At 68.2% G+C, this 15,675-nt stretch carries 18 protein-coding genes; 6 read left to right on the top strand and 12 right to left on the bottom strand.

Going from position 1 to position 15,675, the window contains the following annotated elements; genetic code table 11:
- Nucleotides 1–6: 6 nt before the first annotated feature.
- On the top strand, nt 7–1,284 hold the full coding sequence (locus tag ACIA49_RS10850) for a VWA domain-containing protein (protein ID WP_396376906.1): 1,278 nt from the start codon (nt 7–9) through the stop codon (nt 1,282–1,284).
- Entirely contained in the window at nt 1,281–1,997 is a 717-nt protein-coding gene (locus ACIA49_RS10845; protein ID WP_396376905.1) for an FHA domain-containing protein, read from the top strand. Before ACIA49_RS10850 ends, ACIA49_RS10845 begins: the two co-directional genes overlap by 4 nt.
- On the opposite strand, the gene ACIA49_RS10840 is transcribed toward ACIA49_RS10845, so the two are convergent.
- From ACIA49_RS10840 to ACIA49_RS10830, 3 genes are read right to left on the bottom strand one after another with little or no spacing between them, the layout of a single operon-like run.
- Nucleotides 1,994–3,865 (bottom strand): prolyl oligopeptidase family serine peptidase, encoded by a 1,872-nt coding sequence (locus ACIA49_RS10840; RefSeq protein WP_396376904.1) that lies wholly within the window; start codon nt 3,863–3,865, stop codon nt 1,994–1,996. The genes ACIA49_RS10845 and ACIA49_RS10840 overlap by 4 nt on opposite strands.
- Before the next feature lie 57 nt (nt 3,866–3,922).
- Nucleotides 3,923–4,381 (bottom strand): hypothetical protein, encoded by a 459-nt coding sequence (locus ACIA49_RS10835; RefSeq protein ID WP_396376903.1) that lies wholly within the window; start codon nt 4,379–4,381, stop codon nt 3,923–3,925.
- Nucleotides 4,382–4,419: 38 nt separating this feature from the next.
- On the bottom strand, nt 4,420–5,358 hold the full coding sequence (locus ACIA49_RS10830; protein ID WP_396376902.1) for a GNAT family N-acetyltransferase: 939 nt from the start codon (nt 5,356–5,358) through the stop codon (nt 4,420–4,422).
- A 213-nt stretch (nt 5,359–5,571) separates the two neighbouring features.
- On the opposite strand from ACIA49_RS10830, the gene ACIA49_RS10825 reads away from it, so the two are divergent.
- Entirely contained in the window at nt 5,572–5,943 is a 372-nt protein-coding gene (locus ACIA49_RS10825) for a ribonuclease domain-containing protein (protein WP_396376901.1), read from the top strand.
- 73 nt (nt 5,944–6,016) lie between these two features.
- Here ACIA49_RS10825 and groL read toward each other — a convergent pair whose 3' ends face one another.
- The gene (gene groL, locus ACIA49_RS10820) at nt 6,017–7,642 is read right to left on the bottom strand and encodes a chaperonin GroEL (protein ID WP_396376900.1); all 1,626 of its coding nucleotides are present in this window, start codon (nt 7,640–7,642) and stop codon (nt 6,017–6,019) included.
- Nucleotides 7,643–7,856: 214 nt separating this feature from the next.
- Entirely contained in the window at nt 7,857–8,231 is a 375-nt protein-coding gene (locus ACIA49_RS10815; RefSeq protein ID WP_396376899.1) for a RidA family protein, read from the bottom strand.
- Nucleotides 8,232–8,345: 114 nt separating this feature from the next.
- Here ACIA49_RS10815 and ACIA49_RS10810 point away from each other — a divergent pair, with 114 nt between their 5' ends.
- Entirely contained in the window at nt 8,346–9,209 is an 864-nt protein-coding gene (locus ACIA49_RS10810) for a GlxA family transcriptional regulator (protein ID WP_396376898.1), read from the top strand.
- A gap of 1 nt (nt 9,210) precedes the next feature.
- Here the strand turns inward: ACIA49_RS10810 and ACIA49_RS10805 are convergent, their stop codons facing one another.
- Genes ACIA49_RS10805 through ACIA49_RS10785 form a run of 5 tightly spaced genes read right to left on the bottom strand, consistent with a single transcriptional unit; the run spans nt 9,211 to nt 12,355 of the window.
- Nucleotides 9,211–10,344 (bottom strand): zeta toxin family protein, encoded by a 1,134-nt coding sequence (locus ACIA49_RS10805; RefSeq protein WP_396376897.1) that lies wholly within the window; start codon nt 10,342–10,344, stop codon nt 9,211–9,213.
- Nucleotides 10,341–10,640: a hypothetical protein gene (locus ACIA49_RS10800; RefSeq protein WP_396376896.1), complete on the bottom strand. Its 300-nt coding sequence runs from the start codon at nt 10,638–10,640 to the stop codon at nt 10,341–10,343. Before ACIA49_RS10800 ends, ACIA49_RS10805 begins: the two co-directional genes overlap by 4 nt.
- A 13-nt stretch (nt 10,641–10,653) precedes the next feature.
- Nucleotides 10,654–10,989 (bottom strand): MmcQ/YjbR family DNA-binding protein, encoded by a 336-nt coding sequence (locus tag ACIA49_RS10795; protein ID WP_396376895.1) that lies wholly within the window; start codon nt 10,987–10,989, stop codon nt 10,654–10,656.
- Nucleotides 10,990–11,021: 32 nt separating this feature from the next.
- A complete protein-coding gene (locus tag ACIA49_RS10790; protein ID WP_396376894.1) occupies nt 11,022–11,867 on the bottom strand; it encodes a PASTA domain-containing protein in 846 nt (281 codons plus the stop codon).
- The gene (locus tag ACIA49_RS10785) at nt 11,864–12,355 is read right to left on the bottom strand and encodes a SigE family RNA polymerase sigma factor (RefSeq protein ID WP_396376893.1); all 492 of its coding nucleotides are present in this window, start codon (nt 12,353–12,355) and stop codon (nt 11,864–11,866) included. The genes ACIA49_RS10790 and ACIA49_RS10785 overlap by 4 nt, the downstream gene beginning before the upstream one ends.
- A gap of 155 nt (nt 12,356–12,510) precedes the next feature.
- Here ACIA49_RS10785 and ACIA49_RS10780 point away from each other — a divergent pair, with 155 nt between their 5' ends.
- Nucleotides 12,511–12,843, top strand: coding sequence for a PspC domain-containing protein (locus ACIA49_RS10780; RefSeq protein WP_396376892.1), 333 nt, complete (start codon nt 12,511–12,513; stop codon nt 12,841–12,843).
- A gap of 53 nt (nt 12,844–12,896) precedes the next feature.
- On the opposite strand, the gene ACIA49_RS10775 is transcribed toward ACIA49_RS10780, so the two are convergent.
- Complete coding sequence (locus ACIA49_RS10775; RefSeq protein ID WP_396376891.1) at nt 12,897–13,862, bottom strand: glycerophosphodiester phosphodiesterase family protein; 966 nt, start codon at nt 13,860–13,862, stop codon at nt 12,897–12,899.
- Between the two features lie 95 nt (nt 13,863–13,957).
- Here ACIA49_RS10775 and ACIA49_RS10770 point away from each other — a divergent pair, with 95 nt between their 5' ends.
- The gene (locus tag ACIA49_RS10770) at nt 13,958–15,088 is read left to right on the top strand and encodes a DUF418 domain-containing protein (protein ID WP_396376890.1); all 1,131 of its coding nucleotides are present in this window, start codon (nt 13,958–13,960) and stop codon (nt 15,086–15,088) included.
- On the opposite strand, the gene ACIA49_RS10765 is transcribed toward ACIA49_RS10770, so the two are convergent.
- A complete protein-coding gene (locus ACIA49_RS10765) occupies nt 15,023–15,652 on the bottom strand; it encodes a lysoplasmalogenase (RefSeq protein WP_396376889.1) in 630 nt (209 codons plus the stop codon). The two genes, ACIA49_RS10770 and ACIA49_RS10765, sit on opposite strands and share 66 nt — an antisense overlap.
- Nucleotides 15,653–15,675: the final 23 nt, after the last annotated feature.

Genomic DNA, 15,675 nt, shown 5'->3' with positions numbered 1-15,675 from the left:
CCCGAGATGGCAGACTTCACCGCCGCTGTTTACCAGAACGAGTTCCTGCCTGACGGCGGTACCGACGTGCATGCGATCGTCACCGTGACCTGCTCCGGTGCCGGTGTGGCCGGCCAGTCCGGTAGTGGCGACGCGGGCGAGATCATCATCGTCGACACCTCCGGCTCGATGGGCCGCGAAGGCGTCCAGGCCGCGGCGTTCGCCGCACAGACCGCTCTCGACCAGATCCTCGACGGGGTCTGGTTCGCGGTGATCTCCGGTAACGACCGCGCCCAGCTGGCCTTCCCGCCGTCCGCGGAGCCGGTGATGGTCAAGATGGACCCGTACACGCGGCAGGCCGCCAAGGACGCCGTCGCCCGCTTCTACGCCGACGGTGGCACCGCGATGGGCACCTGGCTGCGGCTGGCGGGCCGCGTGTTCGCCACCGTGCCGTCGCTGTCGCAGAAGCACGCCATCCTGCTGACGGACGGCGAGAACCAGCACGAGACGCCGGAGGCACTGACCCAGGCGATCCAGGCCGTCACCGGCCAGTTCCAGTGCGACACCCGTGGTGTCGGCGTGGCCTGGCAGGTCGACGAGGTACGGCGGATCGCCCAGGCGCTGCTCGGCACCGTGGACATCATCCCGGCCCCGAACCAGCTCGCGGCCGAGTTCTCCAAGCTGATCCAGAACGCGATGAGCCGTGGTGTCGCCCAGGCGGACCTGCGGGTGTGGGCGCCGCAGGGTGCCGAGGTGCTGTTCGTCCGCCAGGTCGCCCCGACCGTCGAGGACCTGACCTCCCGCCGTACGGCGATCAACCCTCTGACCGGTTCGTACCCGACTGGCTCGTGGGGTGACGAGTCCCGCGACTACCACGTGTCGATCCGGCTGGCAGCGAAGGGCGTCGGGCAGGAGCAGCTGGCCGCCCGGGTCCAGCTGACCATCGGTGACAACGTGGTGGCACAGGGCCTGGTGAAGGCGCTGTGGTCGTCCGACGAGGCCCTGACCACGCGGATCAGCCCTGAGGTCGCTCACTACACCGGACAGACCGAGCTGGCCGAGGCGATCCAGGACGGCCTCGCTGCGAAGGCTGCCGGTGACACAGCCACTGCGACCACCAAGCTGGGCCGTGCGGTGCAGCTGGCCGCCCAGACCGGCAATGAGGAAGCCACCACGCGCCTGCGCAAGGTGGTCGACATCGATGACCAGGACACGGGTACCGTCCGGTTGAAGCGGACTGTCGAGAAGGCCGACGAGATGGCACTCGATACGGCCTCCACCAAGACCACCCGGGTGAAGAAATGAGCACAGTGAACTGTCCGAGCGGACACCCGTCCGTCTCGACCGACTACTGCGACGTCTGCGGCCTACCGATCGGCGCTGCCGCCACTCCGGTAGCGCCGCCGGCCCCCGCGGTCGCAGCGCCCGGTCCGGCGGTCGCCACGCAGACCTGCCCGAACTGCTCGGAGTCGGCGGCCGCGGACGCACTGTTCTGCGAGAGCTGTGGCTACGACTTCACCACCGGCACCATGCCGCGCGCAGCCTCGTCACTCGACCTCTCCGCCACTCCCCCGACCGCACCGCCAGCACCGTCGCCGGTAGTGGCCGAGTGGGTGGTCGAACGCTGGGTAGACCCCGACTGGTACGCCGTACAGCAGAGTGACGACCCGTGTCCGTCACCCGGCCTGCCTGTGGTGATCCCGGTGACGGAGAAGAGCGCACTGGTCGGACGCCCCTCACGCAGCCGCGGCATCTCCCCCGAGGTCGACTGCGGCGACGACTCCGGTGTGAGCCGCCGCCAAGCACAGCTGACGACAGACGGCCAGCGCTGGTGGGTCGAGGACCTGCAGTCCGCCAACGGCACCTACGTAGCCCCCGCCGCCGGCCCCCTTCCCGAGATCCCCATCCCCCCAGGCCAGCGCCAGGAACTCGACGCCGACGACCGCATCTACGTCGGCGCCTGGACCCGCCTCGTCCTCCGCAAAGCCACCCCCGAAGAACAAGCCGGCCAGGCCTAACGCAGGTACTTGTCGAGCCAGTCGATGACCGTCTGATTCCAGAGCCGGGCATTGGCGGGCTTGGTGATGCCGTGGCCTTCGTCGGGGAAGGACAGGTAGGCGGACTCGACACCGCGGCGTTGAAGGTCGGTGAAGAGGTGAATGCCTTGGCTGGTGGGGACGCGCTCGTCGAGGCCGCCGTGGGTGACCAGGATCGGCGTGGTGATGTTCGCGAGGAACCGGACCGGTGAGCGCTCGGCGTAGCGCTCCGGCCGGTCCTCCGGCGTACCGAACTGGCGAGCGAAGTAGCCGGAGTAGTCCGCCGTGGGCTGGTAGCTGGCGTGGTGCCAGATGCCGGCGTGGCTGATCAGGCAACGGAACCGATCGGTCTGCCCGGCGATCCAGTTGATCATGAGTCCGCCGAACGAGCCTCCGAGCGCAGCTGTCCGAGTGGCGTCGATGTCCGGTCGCTGCTCGACCGCATCGGTGATGGCCATCAGGTCGTCGTACACGGTGGCGCTCCAGCCCTCCCAGCCGCGTTCGATGAACTCCTGGCCGTAGCCGGATGACAGGGCCGGGTCCGGCTGCAGTACGGCGTACCCGGCGGTGACCAGCCACCACGGACTCAAGCTCCAGTTCCAGCCGCGCCCTGACGCGTGCGGACCGCCGTGCACTCTCAATACCAGCGGCGCCGGCTCATCGCTGTCCGGCAGCAAGAGCCAGCCATGAATCGTCGTACCGTCGGGTGCAGTCGCTTCTACGTGCTCGACTCGGCCGGGCAGCTCCACCTCGACCTGCATCAGCTGTACGACGTCGCCCGTGACCAGGTCGACCCGGACCGGTGTGTGCGGCGAGTCCACGTCGTGGTGCAACGCGAACAGCGCACTGCCATCCGGTGCGACCTGCAAGCTCCCGTAGGAACCTGCCTCGGTGATGCGAGTCCATACGCCGCTCTCCAGATCGACGCGCACGACTGGGTGGTCGCCACGGTCGTCGCAGACGAAGTAGACCGCACTGCCGTCCGCCGCGAAGGCGGGGCTGGCCGGCTCGGACGGCCAGACCGCCCGGTCGTTCACGAGGTCCCGGAGCTCACCGGTCTGCAGGTCGATCAGCACCACCGCACCCGACGGCGGGGTGTCCGGCTGAGGGTCCTGCCAGCGGATGGCAACGACGTACCGGCTGTCGGGCGACAGTGTGGGCTCGGTGAAGACTGCCTGCGGGTCGTCGGCGATCACCCGACGCTCACCCGTCGCCACGTCGATCGCGACCAGCTGCGCCTGCGGCCAACCAGCACGGTCGACGGACCACTTGGCGATCACAGTGCTGCCATCGGGCGTGACGACGTACTCGGTGTCGAGCAAGGCACGGCCGGGGGTGGGCGTCAGGTCGATGCCGTCGACCAGGTGCAGCCGGGTCTCGTCCGGACCGAGCTCATGGTTCCAGACACACACCGGCGTACTGGTGTGCAGGATGCCGCTGGACTTGCGCTCCTTGCGCTGAGCCTCGTCGTCGGCCGCGTCCTTGGCGCCCGGAAGCATCGCGGTAGTGACGACAACAGTGGAGCCGCCGATGCGGACAGCGTCGGCCGAGCACACGCGTTCGGCCTCACCGGTTGAAGGAAGTCGCCACAGCGCGGACTTGTCGTCGTCGCGGGTGGAGATGAAGTACAAGGAGCCGTCGGAGTGGAAGGCTGGCTGGCTCTCACCACCTGCTGATCTGGTCAACCGCACCGGCTCGGTAGTGCCGGTCGGGTCCAGCTCCCAGAGGGCACTGATCAGTTTGCCGGACTCATCGTCGTACTGGGCGATGGCCGCGACCAGGCGGGAGCCGTCGGGCGCGAGAGCGAGTGAGGAGAGACGTGGCAGGGCGAGGAAGCGGTCGAAGTCCACGGCCGACCGTAACTCCTGACCAGTCCATCAAAACGTGGCTGTCATGCTGCCGGCGGCCTACAGCTTTTCTTCTGCCCGCTCCGCCAGGACACGACTGGCGGGTCTCAGGCACAGCCATTCGATGAACGCGGATCCGATCACGATCGGGACTAGCCAGGTCCACGGGTGGTCCGGGACGGCGGTGATGACGATCGCCGTCCAGAGGGCGATCCAGGCACCGCCGTACCCGCGCAGGACGCCGCGGTACCAGAGGCCGCCAGGAGACTCGGCGGAGCGCTGGCCCAGGTAGACGAACAGGTAGGTCGCGACGGCGACCGGCCAGAAGAACCAGAGCCGCGTCCAGTCGTAGGGGACCATCACGAGGGCCGCCAGGCAGACCACGGCGATCGCCCAGTGATAGGTCTCGCCGACCCAGTTCAGCCGACGGCGGCGCAGCGTCACCACGATGGCCGGGATCCCGAGCAGGACGCCCAGGACCCCGGCCACCAGGTGCAGAATCAGTGCGATATCACGCACCGGACACTCCCTGACATGTCAGGGAGCATAGGACCGGCTCACGCCTGCGGGAAGGACAGAACCCGGCGTACGGCGAAGTTTCGGTAACCGCCGCGCTCGAAGGCCTTCGCCATCGGCACGTTGCCGAAATCGGTGTCGGCCCGGATCCGCTCGGCCCCGGTCTCGGCCAGTTGATGAGTGATCTCGGCGAGCAGGTCGTCGATGTACCCGTGGCCACGATGCTCGGGCAGGACGCCGAGATACCCGACCACCGGTCCGCCGTTGTTGGCCGACGGGATCCCGAACCCGATCAGCTTGCCCTCGGCGTCGTACCCGAAGCGCCACCAACCGCGATCGCCCTTCAGGATCGTCTGGTAGGCCTCGACCTCCTCCCGAGCGGCCGCCTCGGCACCGAGCCGAGCCACGTCGCGAGCGGTGGCCGCGTCCAGACTGCCTTCACTGATCCTCATGAACATCTTGACGAAGGCCTCGTCGTCCGCCGGCTCGAAGTGCAGCCGCGTCGAGCGCGGCGGCAGCCCGTACGACGGTTCCCACTCGTACCGCAGGCGGTCCGTGACCGCGGTCAGCCCGGCCGCCGCGGCCGCCTGCATGCGCGGTTCGACGGCCGCGACCACGGCCGGATCGGACTCCCAGTCACCGGCCAGGAAGAGGTGGTACTCGGGCTGCTCGGCCTCGGCCGGCCTGGCCTGCAGGACGTGCTTGATCAAGGCCGTCCAGGTCGGGACCGGATCGCCGTCGCCGACGAAGTACAGGCCGTCGATGCTGTACGGCTGGTCCTGGTCAAAGCTTCCCCACCAGATGACCAGCGCCTGGATCGCGCCGTCCTCCTCGACGACCCAGCTCCAGTCGTGCCGGTAGTACCCGATCTCGAGGTACTCGTTGTAGCGCTCGAGCGTGACGGTGTTGACCGTCGGCTGCTGCTCGATCAGCGTGCGGATGGTGCCGAGGTCGGCCTCGACGGTGTTGCGAATACTCACAGGTCCTCCAACAGGAGGCGCGCCGCTCCGCTCAGTGCGAGCTGTGATGGCGGGGAGGTCGCGCCGGAATATCAAACAGGGTGATCATCGGTCGCTCCTTCCGCTCGTGGCATTCTCGCCGCGCCAGACTCTAGGGGGCCGAGGGGGTCATAGTCCAACTGTTATTCATACCTGGGATGTGCGGTGGTCGCTCGAGGCGGGGAACCTCCGGGCATGAGATCCCTCATCACCGCCCTCACCCTCGCCGTCGCGACCACAGTCGCCCCCGCCGCGGCCTACGCCGCCCCGACCGCCATCTCGAACTGCGCGCTGAGTTCGTTGCCGTCGCAGGCCTCGGACACCCTCCGGCTCATCCACTCCGGTGGGCCGTTCCCGTACAGCCAGGACGGCACCGTCTTCCAGAACCGGGAAGGCATCCTGCCGAGCCAGGGAGGAGGCTACTACCACGAGTACACCGTCAAGACGCCGGGCTCGTCCGACCGCGGCGCGCGCCGGCTGATCGGCGGCGGCTCGCCGGTCACCAACCCGCAGTCCGTGTACTACACCGGCGACCACTACGCGTCGTTCTGCAAGGTCATCTCCTAGCCAGCAGAAAGCGGTCCCGGGCTGAGGCCCGGGACCGCCTTGTCCTGCTGGGGTACTGCTGAACTTCAGTGGATCAGAAGTCCATGCCACCCATGTCGGGCGCGCCACCCGGAGCGGCCGCGGCCTTCTCCGGCTTGTCGGCGATGACGGCCTCGGTGGTGAGGAACAGGGCCGCGATCGAGGCTGCGTTCTGCAGCGCCGAGCGCGTCACCTTGGCCGGGTCGATGATGCCGGTGGCGACCAGGTCGACGTACTCACCGGTCGCGGCGTTCAGACCGTGACCCGGCTCGAGGTTGCGAACCTTCTCCACCACGACGCCGCCCTCGAGGCCGGCGTTCACGGAGATCTGCTTCAACGGCGCCTCGACCGCGGACCGCACGATCGCGGCACCGGTGGCCTCGTCACCCTCGAGCTCCAGCTTCTCGAACGCGATCACCGACGCCTGCAGCAGCGCGACGCCACCACCGGCGACAATGCCCTCTTCGACGGCAGCCTTCGCAGCGCGGACGGCGTCCTCGATGCGGTGCTTGCGCTCCTTCAGCTCGACCTCGGTGGCCGCGCCGACCTTGATCACCGCGACGCCACCGGCCAGCTTGGCCAGCCGCTCCTGCAGCTTCTCGCGGTCGTAGTCGGAGTCCGACTTCTCGATCTCGGCGCGGATCTGGTTGACCCGGCCTCCGATCTGGTCCGCGTCGCCCTCGCCCTCGACGATGGTCGTCTCGTCCTTGGTGACGACGATCTTGCGGGCCTGGCCGAGCAGCTCCAGGTCGACGGTGTCGAGCTTGAGGCCGACCTCCTCGGAGATGACCTCACCGCCGGTCAGGACGGCGATGTCGACGAGCATGGCCTTGCGGCGGTCACCGAAGCCCGGCGCCTTGACGGCGACGGCCTTGAAGGTGCCCTTGATCTTGTTGACGACCAGGGTCGCCAGCGCCTCGCCCTCGATGTCCTCGGCGATGATGGCCAGCGGCTTGCCGGTCTGCATGACCTTCTCCAGCACCGGGACCAGGTCCTTGATGCTCGAGATCTTGCTGTTCACGATCAGGATGTAGGGGTCGTCGAGGACCGCTTCCATCCGCTCGGTGTCGGTCACGAAGTACGGCGAGATGTAGCCCTTGTCGAAGCGCATACCCTCGGTGAGCTCGAGCTCCAGGCCGAAGGTGTTGTTCTCCTCGACGGTGATGACACCTTCCTTGCCGACCTTGTCCATCGCCTCGGCGATGGTCTGGCCGACCTGGGTGTCCGCGGCCGAGATCGAGGCGGTGGCCGCGATCTGCTCCCGCGTCTCGACCGGCTTCGCCAGGGCCAGCAGCTGCTCGCTGATGGCCTCGACCGCCTTCTCGATCCCCTTCTTCAGGCCCATCGGGTTGGCGCCGGCGGCCACGTTGCGCAGACCCTCGCGCACGAGCGCCTGGGCCAGCACGGTGGCCGTGGTGGTGCCGTCACCCGCGACGTCGTCGGTCTTCTTGGCGACCTCCTTGACGAGCTCGGCCCCGATCTTCTCGTACGGGTCCTCGAGCTCGATCTCCTTGGCGATCGAGACACCGTCGTTGGTGATCGTGGGGGCGCCCCACTTCTTCTCCAGGACGACGTTGCGGCCCTTCGGGCCGAGCGTGACCTTGACCGCGTCGGCGAGGGTGTTCATTCCCCGCTCCAGGCCGCGGCGCGCCTCTTCATTGAACGAAATCAGCTTGGGCATTCTCCGCGAGTCCTCCCGCGTCGAGACTGTGTGGATCAGCCGGCCAGATGCCCGCGACGGACGGCACCGGAGTCGTGGCGCTCATGTCCCGCCCCGCTCCCGGCACCTCATCGGGCCGTCTTCAGTACGCGTTCCCAGGACGCGAGCATTATCACTCTCGCCCGGGGAGTGCTAACCAAGTATTAGCACTCGACCCAAACGAGTGCAAGCCAGGTCAGTCCCGCGCGGTGAACGCGATCTCGATCAGCAGCTGCGGGAACGCGAGCCGGGTGGTCTCGACGATCGTGCTGGCCACCTGCGGGTCCTCCCGCCCGTACGCCGCCTTGCGGACCGGCCCCGCGACCGGGAACGCCGCGTCCATGTCACGCACGAACAGGGTCTCCTCGACCACGTTCGCCAGCGAGGCGCCGTACCGCTGGAGGAGTTCGGCGGCGTTGGCGTAGGCCTGCCGCATCTGCTCCTCGATGCCCTCGAGGATCTCGGTGCCGCGATTGCCGACCTGGCCGGACAGGTAGATGGTGTCGCCGGACCTGATCGCCTGGACGTAGCCGTAGTCCCGCTCCCACGGCAGGCCGAAGTTCTCGATCATGATGCGCTCCCTGGAGAAAGATTGATTTTCAACTAACCTAGGGAGGGCGGACAGGCCGCGGCCACCGGCCGCAGTGCCAGGAACCGCCGGATTCGTGCCTGCGGAGGTGCAGCCGTGGCTCAACTGGTGGTGGCGCTGCTGAAGCTGCCGCGGGCGATCTCGCTGGACCTGGGGATCGCGGCCCACGTGTTCGGGAACCACGACGGCTACCGGGTGATCGAGGACAGCGACCCCGCGACCGCGGCCGGGGCGGACATCATCGTCGTACCGGGGTTCGACGAGCCCGCGTCGCCGCCGCCGGAGCCGTATCTGGAGCTGCTGCGGGACACTCCGGCGCGACTGCTCGGCATCTGCACCGGCACCTTCGCGCTGGCCGCCGCTGGTGTCCTGGACGGGCGTGAGGCCACCACGCACTGGCACTACAGCGAACAGCTGCGCCGCTTGTACCCGCAGGTCATCGTGCTCGAGAACAGGCTGTACGTCGAAGACGGCAACGTGCTGACGTCCGGAGGTGGGGGCGCGGGCATCGACGCCGGACTGCACGTGATCCGGACGGACTTCGGCGCAGCGGCCGCCAATGAGGTCGGTAAGTGGGTTCTCGCGCCACCCAGGCGAGGCGGCGAGCACAGACAGTACGTCGACGTTCTGACGCCGGTGCGGTCGGACCTGGCGCCGGTCCGGGCCTGGGTACAAGACCATCTGGCGGAGGTGATCACAGTGGATCGGCTGGCCACCCACGCCGCGCTGTCCCGGCGTACCTTCATCCGGCGCTTCCAGAGCGAGACAGGGTTGCCACCGATGCGGTGGGTCGTCCAACAGCGCCTGGTGAGTGCTCGGAGCCTTCTGGAGACCTCCGACTGGACAGTCGACCGGATAGCTGCCGCCACCGGCTTTGGCAGCGCGACGTCACTGAGGGAAGCCTTCCGGCGCGAACTGGGCACCTCACCCAGCTCGTACCGCAAGTCCGCTCAGAACTGAGTCAGCGCTCTGAGCTGGCCCCTGGCTTGTCCCGCTGCTGAGCCTGTACGCCGGGCGCCGGCTGGGCAGGTGCGTTGGCAGCCGGCGGCTGGGCGGTCCCGACAGCGGCCACGCCCGAGGTCGCGGCCCGCTGGGCGTTCCAGGTTGCCTCGTCGATCCCAGCCGGCCGGGTGTGCGCGAGAGTCGTGGCCAGGCGAGCGTCGATGCGTTGGGACGTGTCCTGGCCGCGGGTGCTCGCCTCGGGCGCGGGGCGCTCGTTCTCACGGCTGACAGCGCGTTCGACGGCCTCGCGAACCTTCGGCTCCAGTGGTGGGAGTGACGGGTCGCGGTTGTCGAGCAGCCGGTCGGCCGTCTGGGTCAGGTACTCGTGGGCCGCTGGTGTCGGCGGCCGGTCGCGCTCATCAATGATGGCCTGCTTGACCGCCGGCTCCTGCTCCCAGTTGCCGTCGGCGTCGCGGTGGTTCTCGTAGAGCACGTTGCCGTCGCGGTCCACGACGTAGATATCGTCGACCAGCCCCTCCGACTCCAGCACCTGCGCTGTGTCCGGCAGCTCGTTGTAGAACTCGTCATGCAGGTCAGGGTCGAGCCAGCGCCCGCCGCCTTCGTTGTCCACGCCGTTCTGATAGCGCTCTGCCAGCCCGATGGTGCTGTTGGCGTGGTTGGTCGCCACGTAGGCGACGCTGACCTGGTAGCCCTGCTCCTTGAACCCGTTCACCCAGCCGCGAGCCCACTCCTCCCGCGCCAACGGATGGCTGGCGAGGATGTCGTACTGCGGCTCACCCTCCCGCAGATGCTTCAACGCGGCGAAATGCAGCTCCCAGTTGTCACCGTTGTTGAGCACCTTGCTGGCCATGTCGTGGCCCTCGATACCGTGCTCGCGCCGGAGAGCGTCGTACCGCGGGTGCACCGCCGCGTTGTCGTCACCGTCGTACGACGCGACGTGATCCGGGCCGAGCGCGGCGTGCACCAATCGCTGGGTTGTGGTCTTACCGGCGGCCGGCTGGCCACCGAGCAGCATGGCGCGCGGCTGCACCCCCGGCGCGCGGTTCGGCGGGTTGCGCGGCGTGAGCTGAGCGAGGCGGTCCGCGAACGCACGCTGCTTCTCTTCGGGCGTCAGGTCTGCGCTCACGCTCACGCGTCGAGCTCCGCCCGTAGCGCCTTCAACCGGCCCGGTACCGCATTCAGGATGTCCTGTCGCTCCGCCGCTGACATCACGGCCAGCCGCTGCACCGCGTCATCACACCGATGTGCCTCCGCGCGCAGCTGCTCCCGACGCCGTACGTCGGTGGCTCGCTCGCTCAGCTCGCGGTAACACGACCCGAGCGACTGCAGGTAGCCCTTCACCCGCTCCAGCTCATGCCGCTCGTCGTCCGCCAACGGCCCCACGCGACGTCCCGTCAAAGCCTCGGTCAAATGGTCCCCAGTAGCCACCCGCACAGCATATTCAGTCCTCGAGCTGAGCGATCAGGTATTTCGGCGCCGTCAGCCGCCAGGCCTCGGTCAGCAGCTCACCCACCTCGTCCTCGTCGGCGTTGGCGAGTGTGACGTCCACCCACGCGAACCGGCCGCTCTCCCACGAGGGGGCGTAAACGTCGGGGCTCTCGGCGACCAGAGCCTCCTGCTCTTCGCGGAAGGCCTTCACGATCAGCCGCGTCTCGTCCTCGGACAGATACGCAAAGCCCTTCTTGCGCACCTTGAAAGCAGGCTGCCCGGCCCACCCCTCATGCTCCTCGGCCCCGGGCAGCCCCCGCACCACCTTCAGCACCACCTGCGCATCCATACCCCCACGCTAAGCAGCCCCACCGACAGTTCTCAGCCGGCGACCGTCACGGTCACTGTGGAGCCGTTGGGCACCATCGTCCCGGCCACCGGCGACACCGCAGTCACCGATCCCTTGGGTACACCGGGTGCCGGTTTGCTGACGATCTCCGGCACGAGGCCGTCCGCCTTCAACGCCGCCAGGTACTTCGCTTGTGACGTCTCCAGGTCCAGCGTCTGGAACCCGGGGACGCCGGTCAGGTCCGGCACGACGAACACCCGCTCCAGCATCTGGGTCGGCTCCATCCCTTCGCCCTGGACCGCCGCGGTGATCGTGAGCTTCAACGACGGGATCTGCACAGAGGCGGAACAGAAGTTCACCTTCTGGCCTGTGAGACTGCCGACGAGGGTGCAGGCCTCCGGCTGCTTCGCGACCGGGACACCGTCGATCTCCGCGTTGGGTTCGGCGGGATCTGCGGGCAGCGGGCCGAGCTCGATGCTTTCGACACCGGCGGCACGTGGCACCAGGCAGTACCCCTGGGGGCCAGGGTCCACGATGACGCTGTCAACGGTCGGCGTACCGCAGTGCAACTTGTTGGTGGCCCACGTCTTTGGCACCGCAATCGCTACATGTCCCAGCCCGACCAGGCGCATACCCTCCGGCACCGGGTTTCCCGCAACCGGCGGCTGCGGGACCACAGTGGTTGTGTTGTTCGTCAGTGCGGTCGACCCGCCGATCACAGCGGCCACGGCGAGCGCCGTACCGGCTGCCGACCAGACTGCAGTGCGGCGGCGCCGGATGCGGGCGGCGCCGGAGCGCATGGCGTCGATCGGAGGCGGGTTGACGGCAGTCCGGTCGCCAGCGCGTTCGAGGAGTTCGGTCAGTTTCGCTTCGTTCATAGGATCTCTCGCAGTTCTGCCAGATTCGGGTCCTGAGCCAGGGCCTTCACGGCCCGCGACAGGCGGCTCTTCACGGTGCCGGCGGCGACGCCGAGCACGGAAGCCATCTGCTGTTCGGTCAGGTGTGCGTAGTAGCGCAGTACGACGGCTGTCCGTTGATCAGGCGGCAGCCGGTCGAGGGCACGTGTGATCAGGTCCGCGTCGTCCACACCGGCAGTGCGGTCGTGGTCGGCGTGCTCAGGGAGCACCGCGGACGGCTTTTCGCCGTTCCAGCGCCGCCTGCGTGCCGAGAAGAAGGTGTTGACCAGCATCCGGTGCACGTAGGCGTCCCGGTCGTCCACCGCGCTGACCCGCTTCCACTTCAGCAGGCACCGCTCCAGCACCGTCTGGACCAGGTCCTCCGCTTCGGCATGCGCGCAGCCCAGCAGTACGGCGGACCGCACCAGCACCTGCCAGCGCGCCGCCACGTACTCGGTGAAGTCGTCCATCCGGCACCCTCCCTCACCGTAAAGACAGCCTGGCCCACCCCCGAGGTTCCACGAAAGTAGTCAGGGCTATGGCTGGGGGTACCCGGGGTCGGGTCAGGGCTCAGTCGGTACCGAACCTGATGTGGTGGAGGGGCTCCGAACGGGAGAGTAGAGCCATGACGAACTCCAACGCACCGTTCTCGAACCTGTCCGGCAAGACCCTGCGTCGCTCCAGCTCCCAGCGGATGCTGTCCGGCGTCTCCGGCGGTCTCGCCGAGTACCTCAACATCGACGTCACCCTGGTCCGGCTGGGCATCGTCGGCCTCACCATCATCACCGGTGGCACCGCCATCCTCGGCTACGCCATCGCGTGGATCGTGATGCCCGAGGGCGACGGCAAGGCCGTCTGGCAGACCGTCCAGCAGAACGTCACCAACCACGACAAGACCCCGGAAGGCGACATCGCCTCCCGCATCTACGACGACGCCCCCAAGCCCCCGGCCGCGTGATCGCGTCGCCGTCCACCACCCCGGCGGGGTGAGGCAGTCAGCTCACCCCGCCACTAGCCAGGCAGTGAGGCGGCCTTCAGAGTGGCCGCTGCGATGTCTGGGTGGTCGGCGAAGATGCCCTGGAGTCCCAGGGACGCGAAGCGGGACAGTTCGGTACGGAAGTCTGTGTTGGTCGGGAGGAAGCGGCGCTCGGCGCGGAAGGTCCAGGCCTGGACGCCGAGGCCTGCGCGGTGAGCCTGGTCGACCAGACGCGTGGGCTCGCCGAGTGCACCGGAGGAGGTGCGCGGGATGACCAGGTCCTTGTGCGGGGCCAGGATCTGCGCGTAGGTCGAGATCTCGCGCAGGCCGGCCGGGTCGAGCAGGTCGCTGAAGGTGCGGCCGTCGCCGACCCGGAGGAAGTCGTACGGCGAGCTCTCGGAGTCGACGAGCTGGACCAGCGGTACCCGGGTCATCACGGCCAGCCGGCGCAGACTGGTCGGCTCGAAGGACTGGATCATGATCTCGTCCTCGCGCAGCCCCAGGGCGAGGATGCGCTCGGTCAGCAGCTCCTCCAGCGGCAGCCCGAGGCGGCGGAAGTACGTGGGGTGCTTGATCTCGGGGATGACCCCGATCGGCCGGCCGAAGCGCTGGGACTCCTGCCGGGCCAGTGCGACCACGTCGTCGAACGTGGGGATCGCCTCGGTGCGGTCGTAGGCCGTGTTGGCCGAGCGCAGGGCGGGCATCCGCTCGCGGGCGCGCAGCATCCGCAGCTCGGCGTAGGTGAAGTCCTCGACGAACCAGCCGGTCACGGCCTCGCCGTCGACGATCTTGGTGATCCGCCGGTCCGCGAAGACCGGGTGCTCCGCGACGTCCGTCGTACCGGAGATCTCGTTCTCGTGCCGGCAGACCAGGACGCCGTCGAGCGTGGCGACCAGGTCCGGTTCCAGGTAGTCGGCCCCTTGGGCTGCGGCCAGGCGGTACGCCGCCGGCGTGTGTTCCGGACGGTACCCACTCGCTCCCCGATGCGCGATCACCAGCATGGTTCCAGGACAGGCGGCGCACATGGCTCACTGGGAACTCGTTGCCCAACGCAAGGTGAAGGTCACCGAACCGAACCACGCCTACGCTCTGTGTCATGACCGGCCCGACCGCACTCAAGGACCGCGCCCTCGGACCCGATCTGGCGCGCGGACTTCTGCTGTTGTTCATCGCGCTGGCCAACACGCACGGTTTCCTGCACCCGCCGGGCGTCGGCGACATCCGCTCGATGCCGATCCCCAGTGCACTGCCGGACCGGATCGTCGCGTTCCTGGAGACCACTCTGGTCGACGGACGCTCGTACACGATGTTCGCCACCCTCTTCGGCTACGGCATGGTGCAGCTCGCCCGCCGTCAGTCCAGCGACGAGAAGCTGCTCCGCCGCCGCGCACTGGCCCTGATACTGATCGGTGTCCTGCACGCCGTGCTGCTCTACTACGGCGACATCCTCACCGCCTACGGCCTGGTCGCACTCTTCCTGGCCTCGGCGATCCGGTGGAGTGACCAGCGTCTGCTCGTCACCGGCGCCGTACTGGCTCTGCTCGGTTCCTGGGCCTTCGCATTCCTGGCCACTCCGAACCCGCCGGACACGGAGATGTACCCGTGGTCAGCCGCGCACAACCCGCTCCTGGGCATGGCCGGCCGCGCCTTCTCCATCTCCTTCGGTGCACCGATCCTGGCGGTCAGTGCGGCCGGTGCGTTCCTGTTCGGCATCTGGGCCGCACGCCGCAAGCTGTACGAGCAGCCGGAACAGCATGAGCAGACGCTGCGCCGGATGGTGGCCGTCGGCGTACCGCTGTCGTTCCTCGGTGGCGTTCCGCTCGCTCTCTACACCTCAGGGCTGCTGACAGCGACTGACTCCAACATCGTCCCGGTGGCCGGGCTGCACGCCCTGACCGGCTTCGCGGGCGGTCCGGCGTACGCCGCTCTGATCGCGCTCTGGTCCATTCGGGTACGACGTACTCCGCTCGTCACCGCGATCCAGGCGACCGGTCAGCGCTCGCTGACGTCGTACCTGACGCAGTCCGTTGTCTGGACCATCATGTTCGCGCCGTTCCTGCTCGACCTGGGCCACACGATGACTCTGTGGCAGTCAGTCATCCTCGCCGTCGCCACCTGGTCGCTCACCGTCTTCCTGGCCGACCTGATGCGTCGGCGCGGGCTACGCGGCCCGTTCGAGGTCCTGCTCCGCCGGCTGACCTACCGCCACCAGACTGCTCGCCAGTAGGTACTGCGCGAGGCAGTACGTCGCCATCACCAGATACGGCCGCACTCCGAACTCATGCCCGGCCAGTCCGACCCCGATGAGCGCATCGGAGATCAGGAACACCGCACCGCCGATTCCGGAGCGCCAACCGCTCCAAGCGCTCGTCACTGCAGTCGTCGTCAGCAGCAGTGAGTAGAGCACCACCGGAACGCGCACATCCCCCAGCCCTGGCCACAGCAGTGCCAGGACGACAACCCACACCACCCCGTACGCCGCGACCACCGCCAGCGACCGTCGCGTGGACCGCTGGATGAACAGCCACACGTAACAGACATGTGCGACGCCGAAGGCCGCCATACCCGGGACCAGGTGATCGACCTGCAGCAGAAAGTCGCCGACCAGTGAGGCAGCCAGTCCGATCAGGAGCGCGACCGGTCCGCCGCGCAGCCGCACCCAGACTGCCAGAGCCGGCATCAGCAGGACCTTGGTGATCGCCTCCGACCACGGTTCGCCGACGGCGATCGTGACCAGGTGTACGGCGGCGATCACGGCGTACGCGGCGAGCCAGGCCGAGCCTCGTTTCATGGGCTCGATAGTGCCCGATTAAT

This window comes from Kribbella sp. NPDC051587, assembly GCF_044453945.1.
GTDB lineage: Bacteria > Actinomycetota > Actinomycetes > Propionibacteriales > Kribbellaceae > Kribbella.
Note: the sequence above shows the minus strand (reverse complement) of the source record. Positions and strands in the feature narration are given on the sequence as shown.

Bases quoted from the DNA above. Each gene is read 5' to 3' on its own strand.
- ACIA49_RS10850 (WP_396376906.1), top strand. From the start codon at position 7: ATGGCAGACTTCACCGCCGCTGTTTACCAGAACGAGTTCCTGCCTGAC.
- ACIA49_RS10845 (WP_396376905.1), top strand. From the start codon at position 1,281: ATGAGCACAGTGAACTGTCCGAGCGGACACCCGTCCGTCTCGACCGAC.
- ACIA49_RS10825 (WP_396376901.1), top strand. From the start codon at position 5,572: ATGAGATCCCTCATCACCGCCCTCACCCTCGCCGTCGCGACCACAGTC.
- groL (WP_396376900.1), bottom strand. From the start codon at position 7,642: ATGCCCAAGCTGATTTCGTTCAATGAAGAGGCGCGCCGCGGCCTGGAG.
- ACIA49_RS10815 (WP_396376899.1), bottom strand. From the start codon at position 8,231: ATGATCGAGAACTTCGGCCTGCCGTGGGAGCGGGACTACGGCTACGTC.
- ACIA49_RS10795 (WP_396376895.1), bottom strand. From the start codon at position 10,989: ATGGATGCGCAGGTGGTGCTGAAGGTGGTGCGGGGGCTGCCCGGGGCC.
- ACIA49_RS10790 (WP_396376894.1), bottom strand. From the start codon at position 11,867: ATGAACGAAGCGAAACTGACCGAACTCCTCGAACGCGCTGGCGACCGG.
- ACIA49_RS10785 (WP_396376893.1), bottom strand. From the start codon at position 12,355: ATGGACGACTTCACCGAGTACGTGGCGGCGCGCTGGCAGGTGCTGGTG.
- ACIA49_RS10780 (WP_396376892.1), top strand. From the start codon at position 12,511: ATGACGAACTCCAACGCACCGTTCTCGAACCTGTCCGGCAAGACCCTG.
- ACIA49_RS10775 (WP_396376891.1), bottom strand. From the start codon at position 13,862: ATGCTGGTGATCGCGCATCGGGGAGCGAGTGGGTACCGTCCGGAACAC.
- ACIA49_RS10770 (WP_396376890.1), top strand. From the start codon at position 13,958: ATGACCGGCCCGACCGCACTCAAGGACCGCGCCCTCGGACCCGATCTG.
- ACIA49_RS10765 (WP_396376889.1), bottom strand. From the start codon at position 15,652: ATGAAACGAGGCTCGGCCTGGCTCGCCGCGTACGCCGTGATCGCCGCC.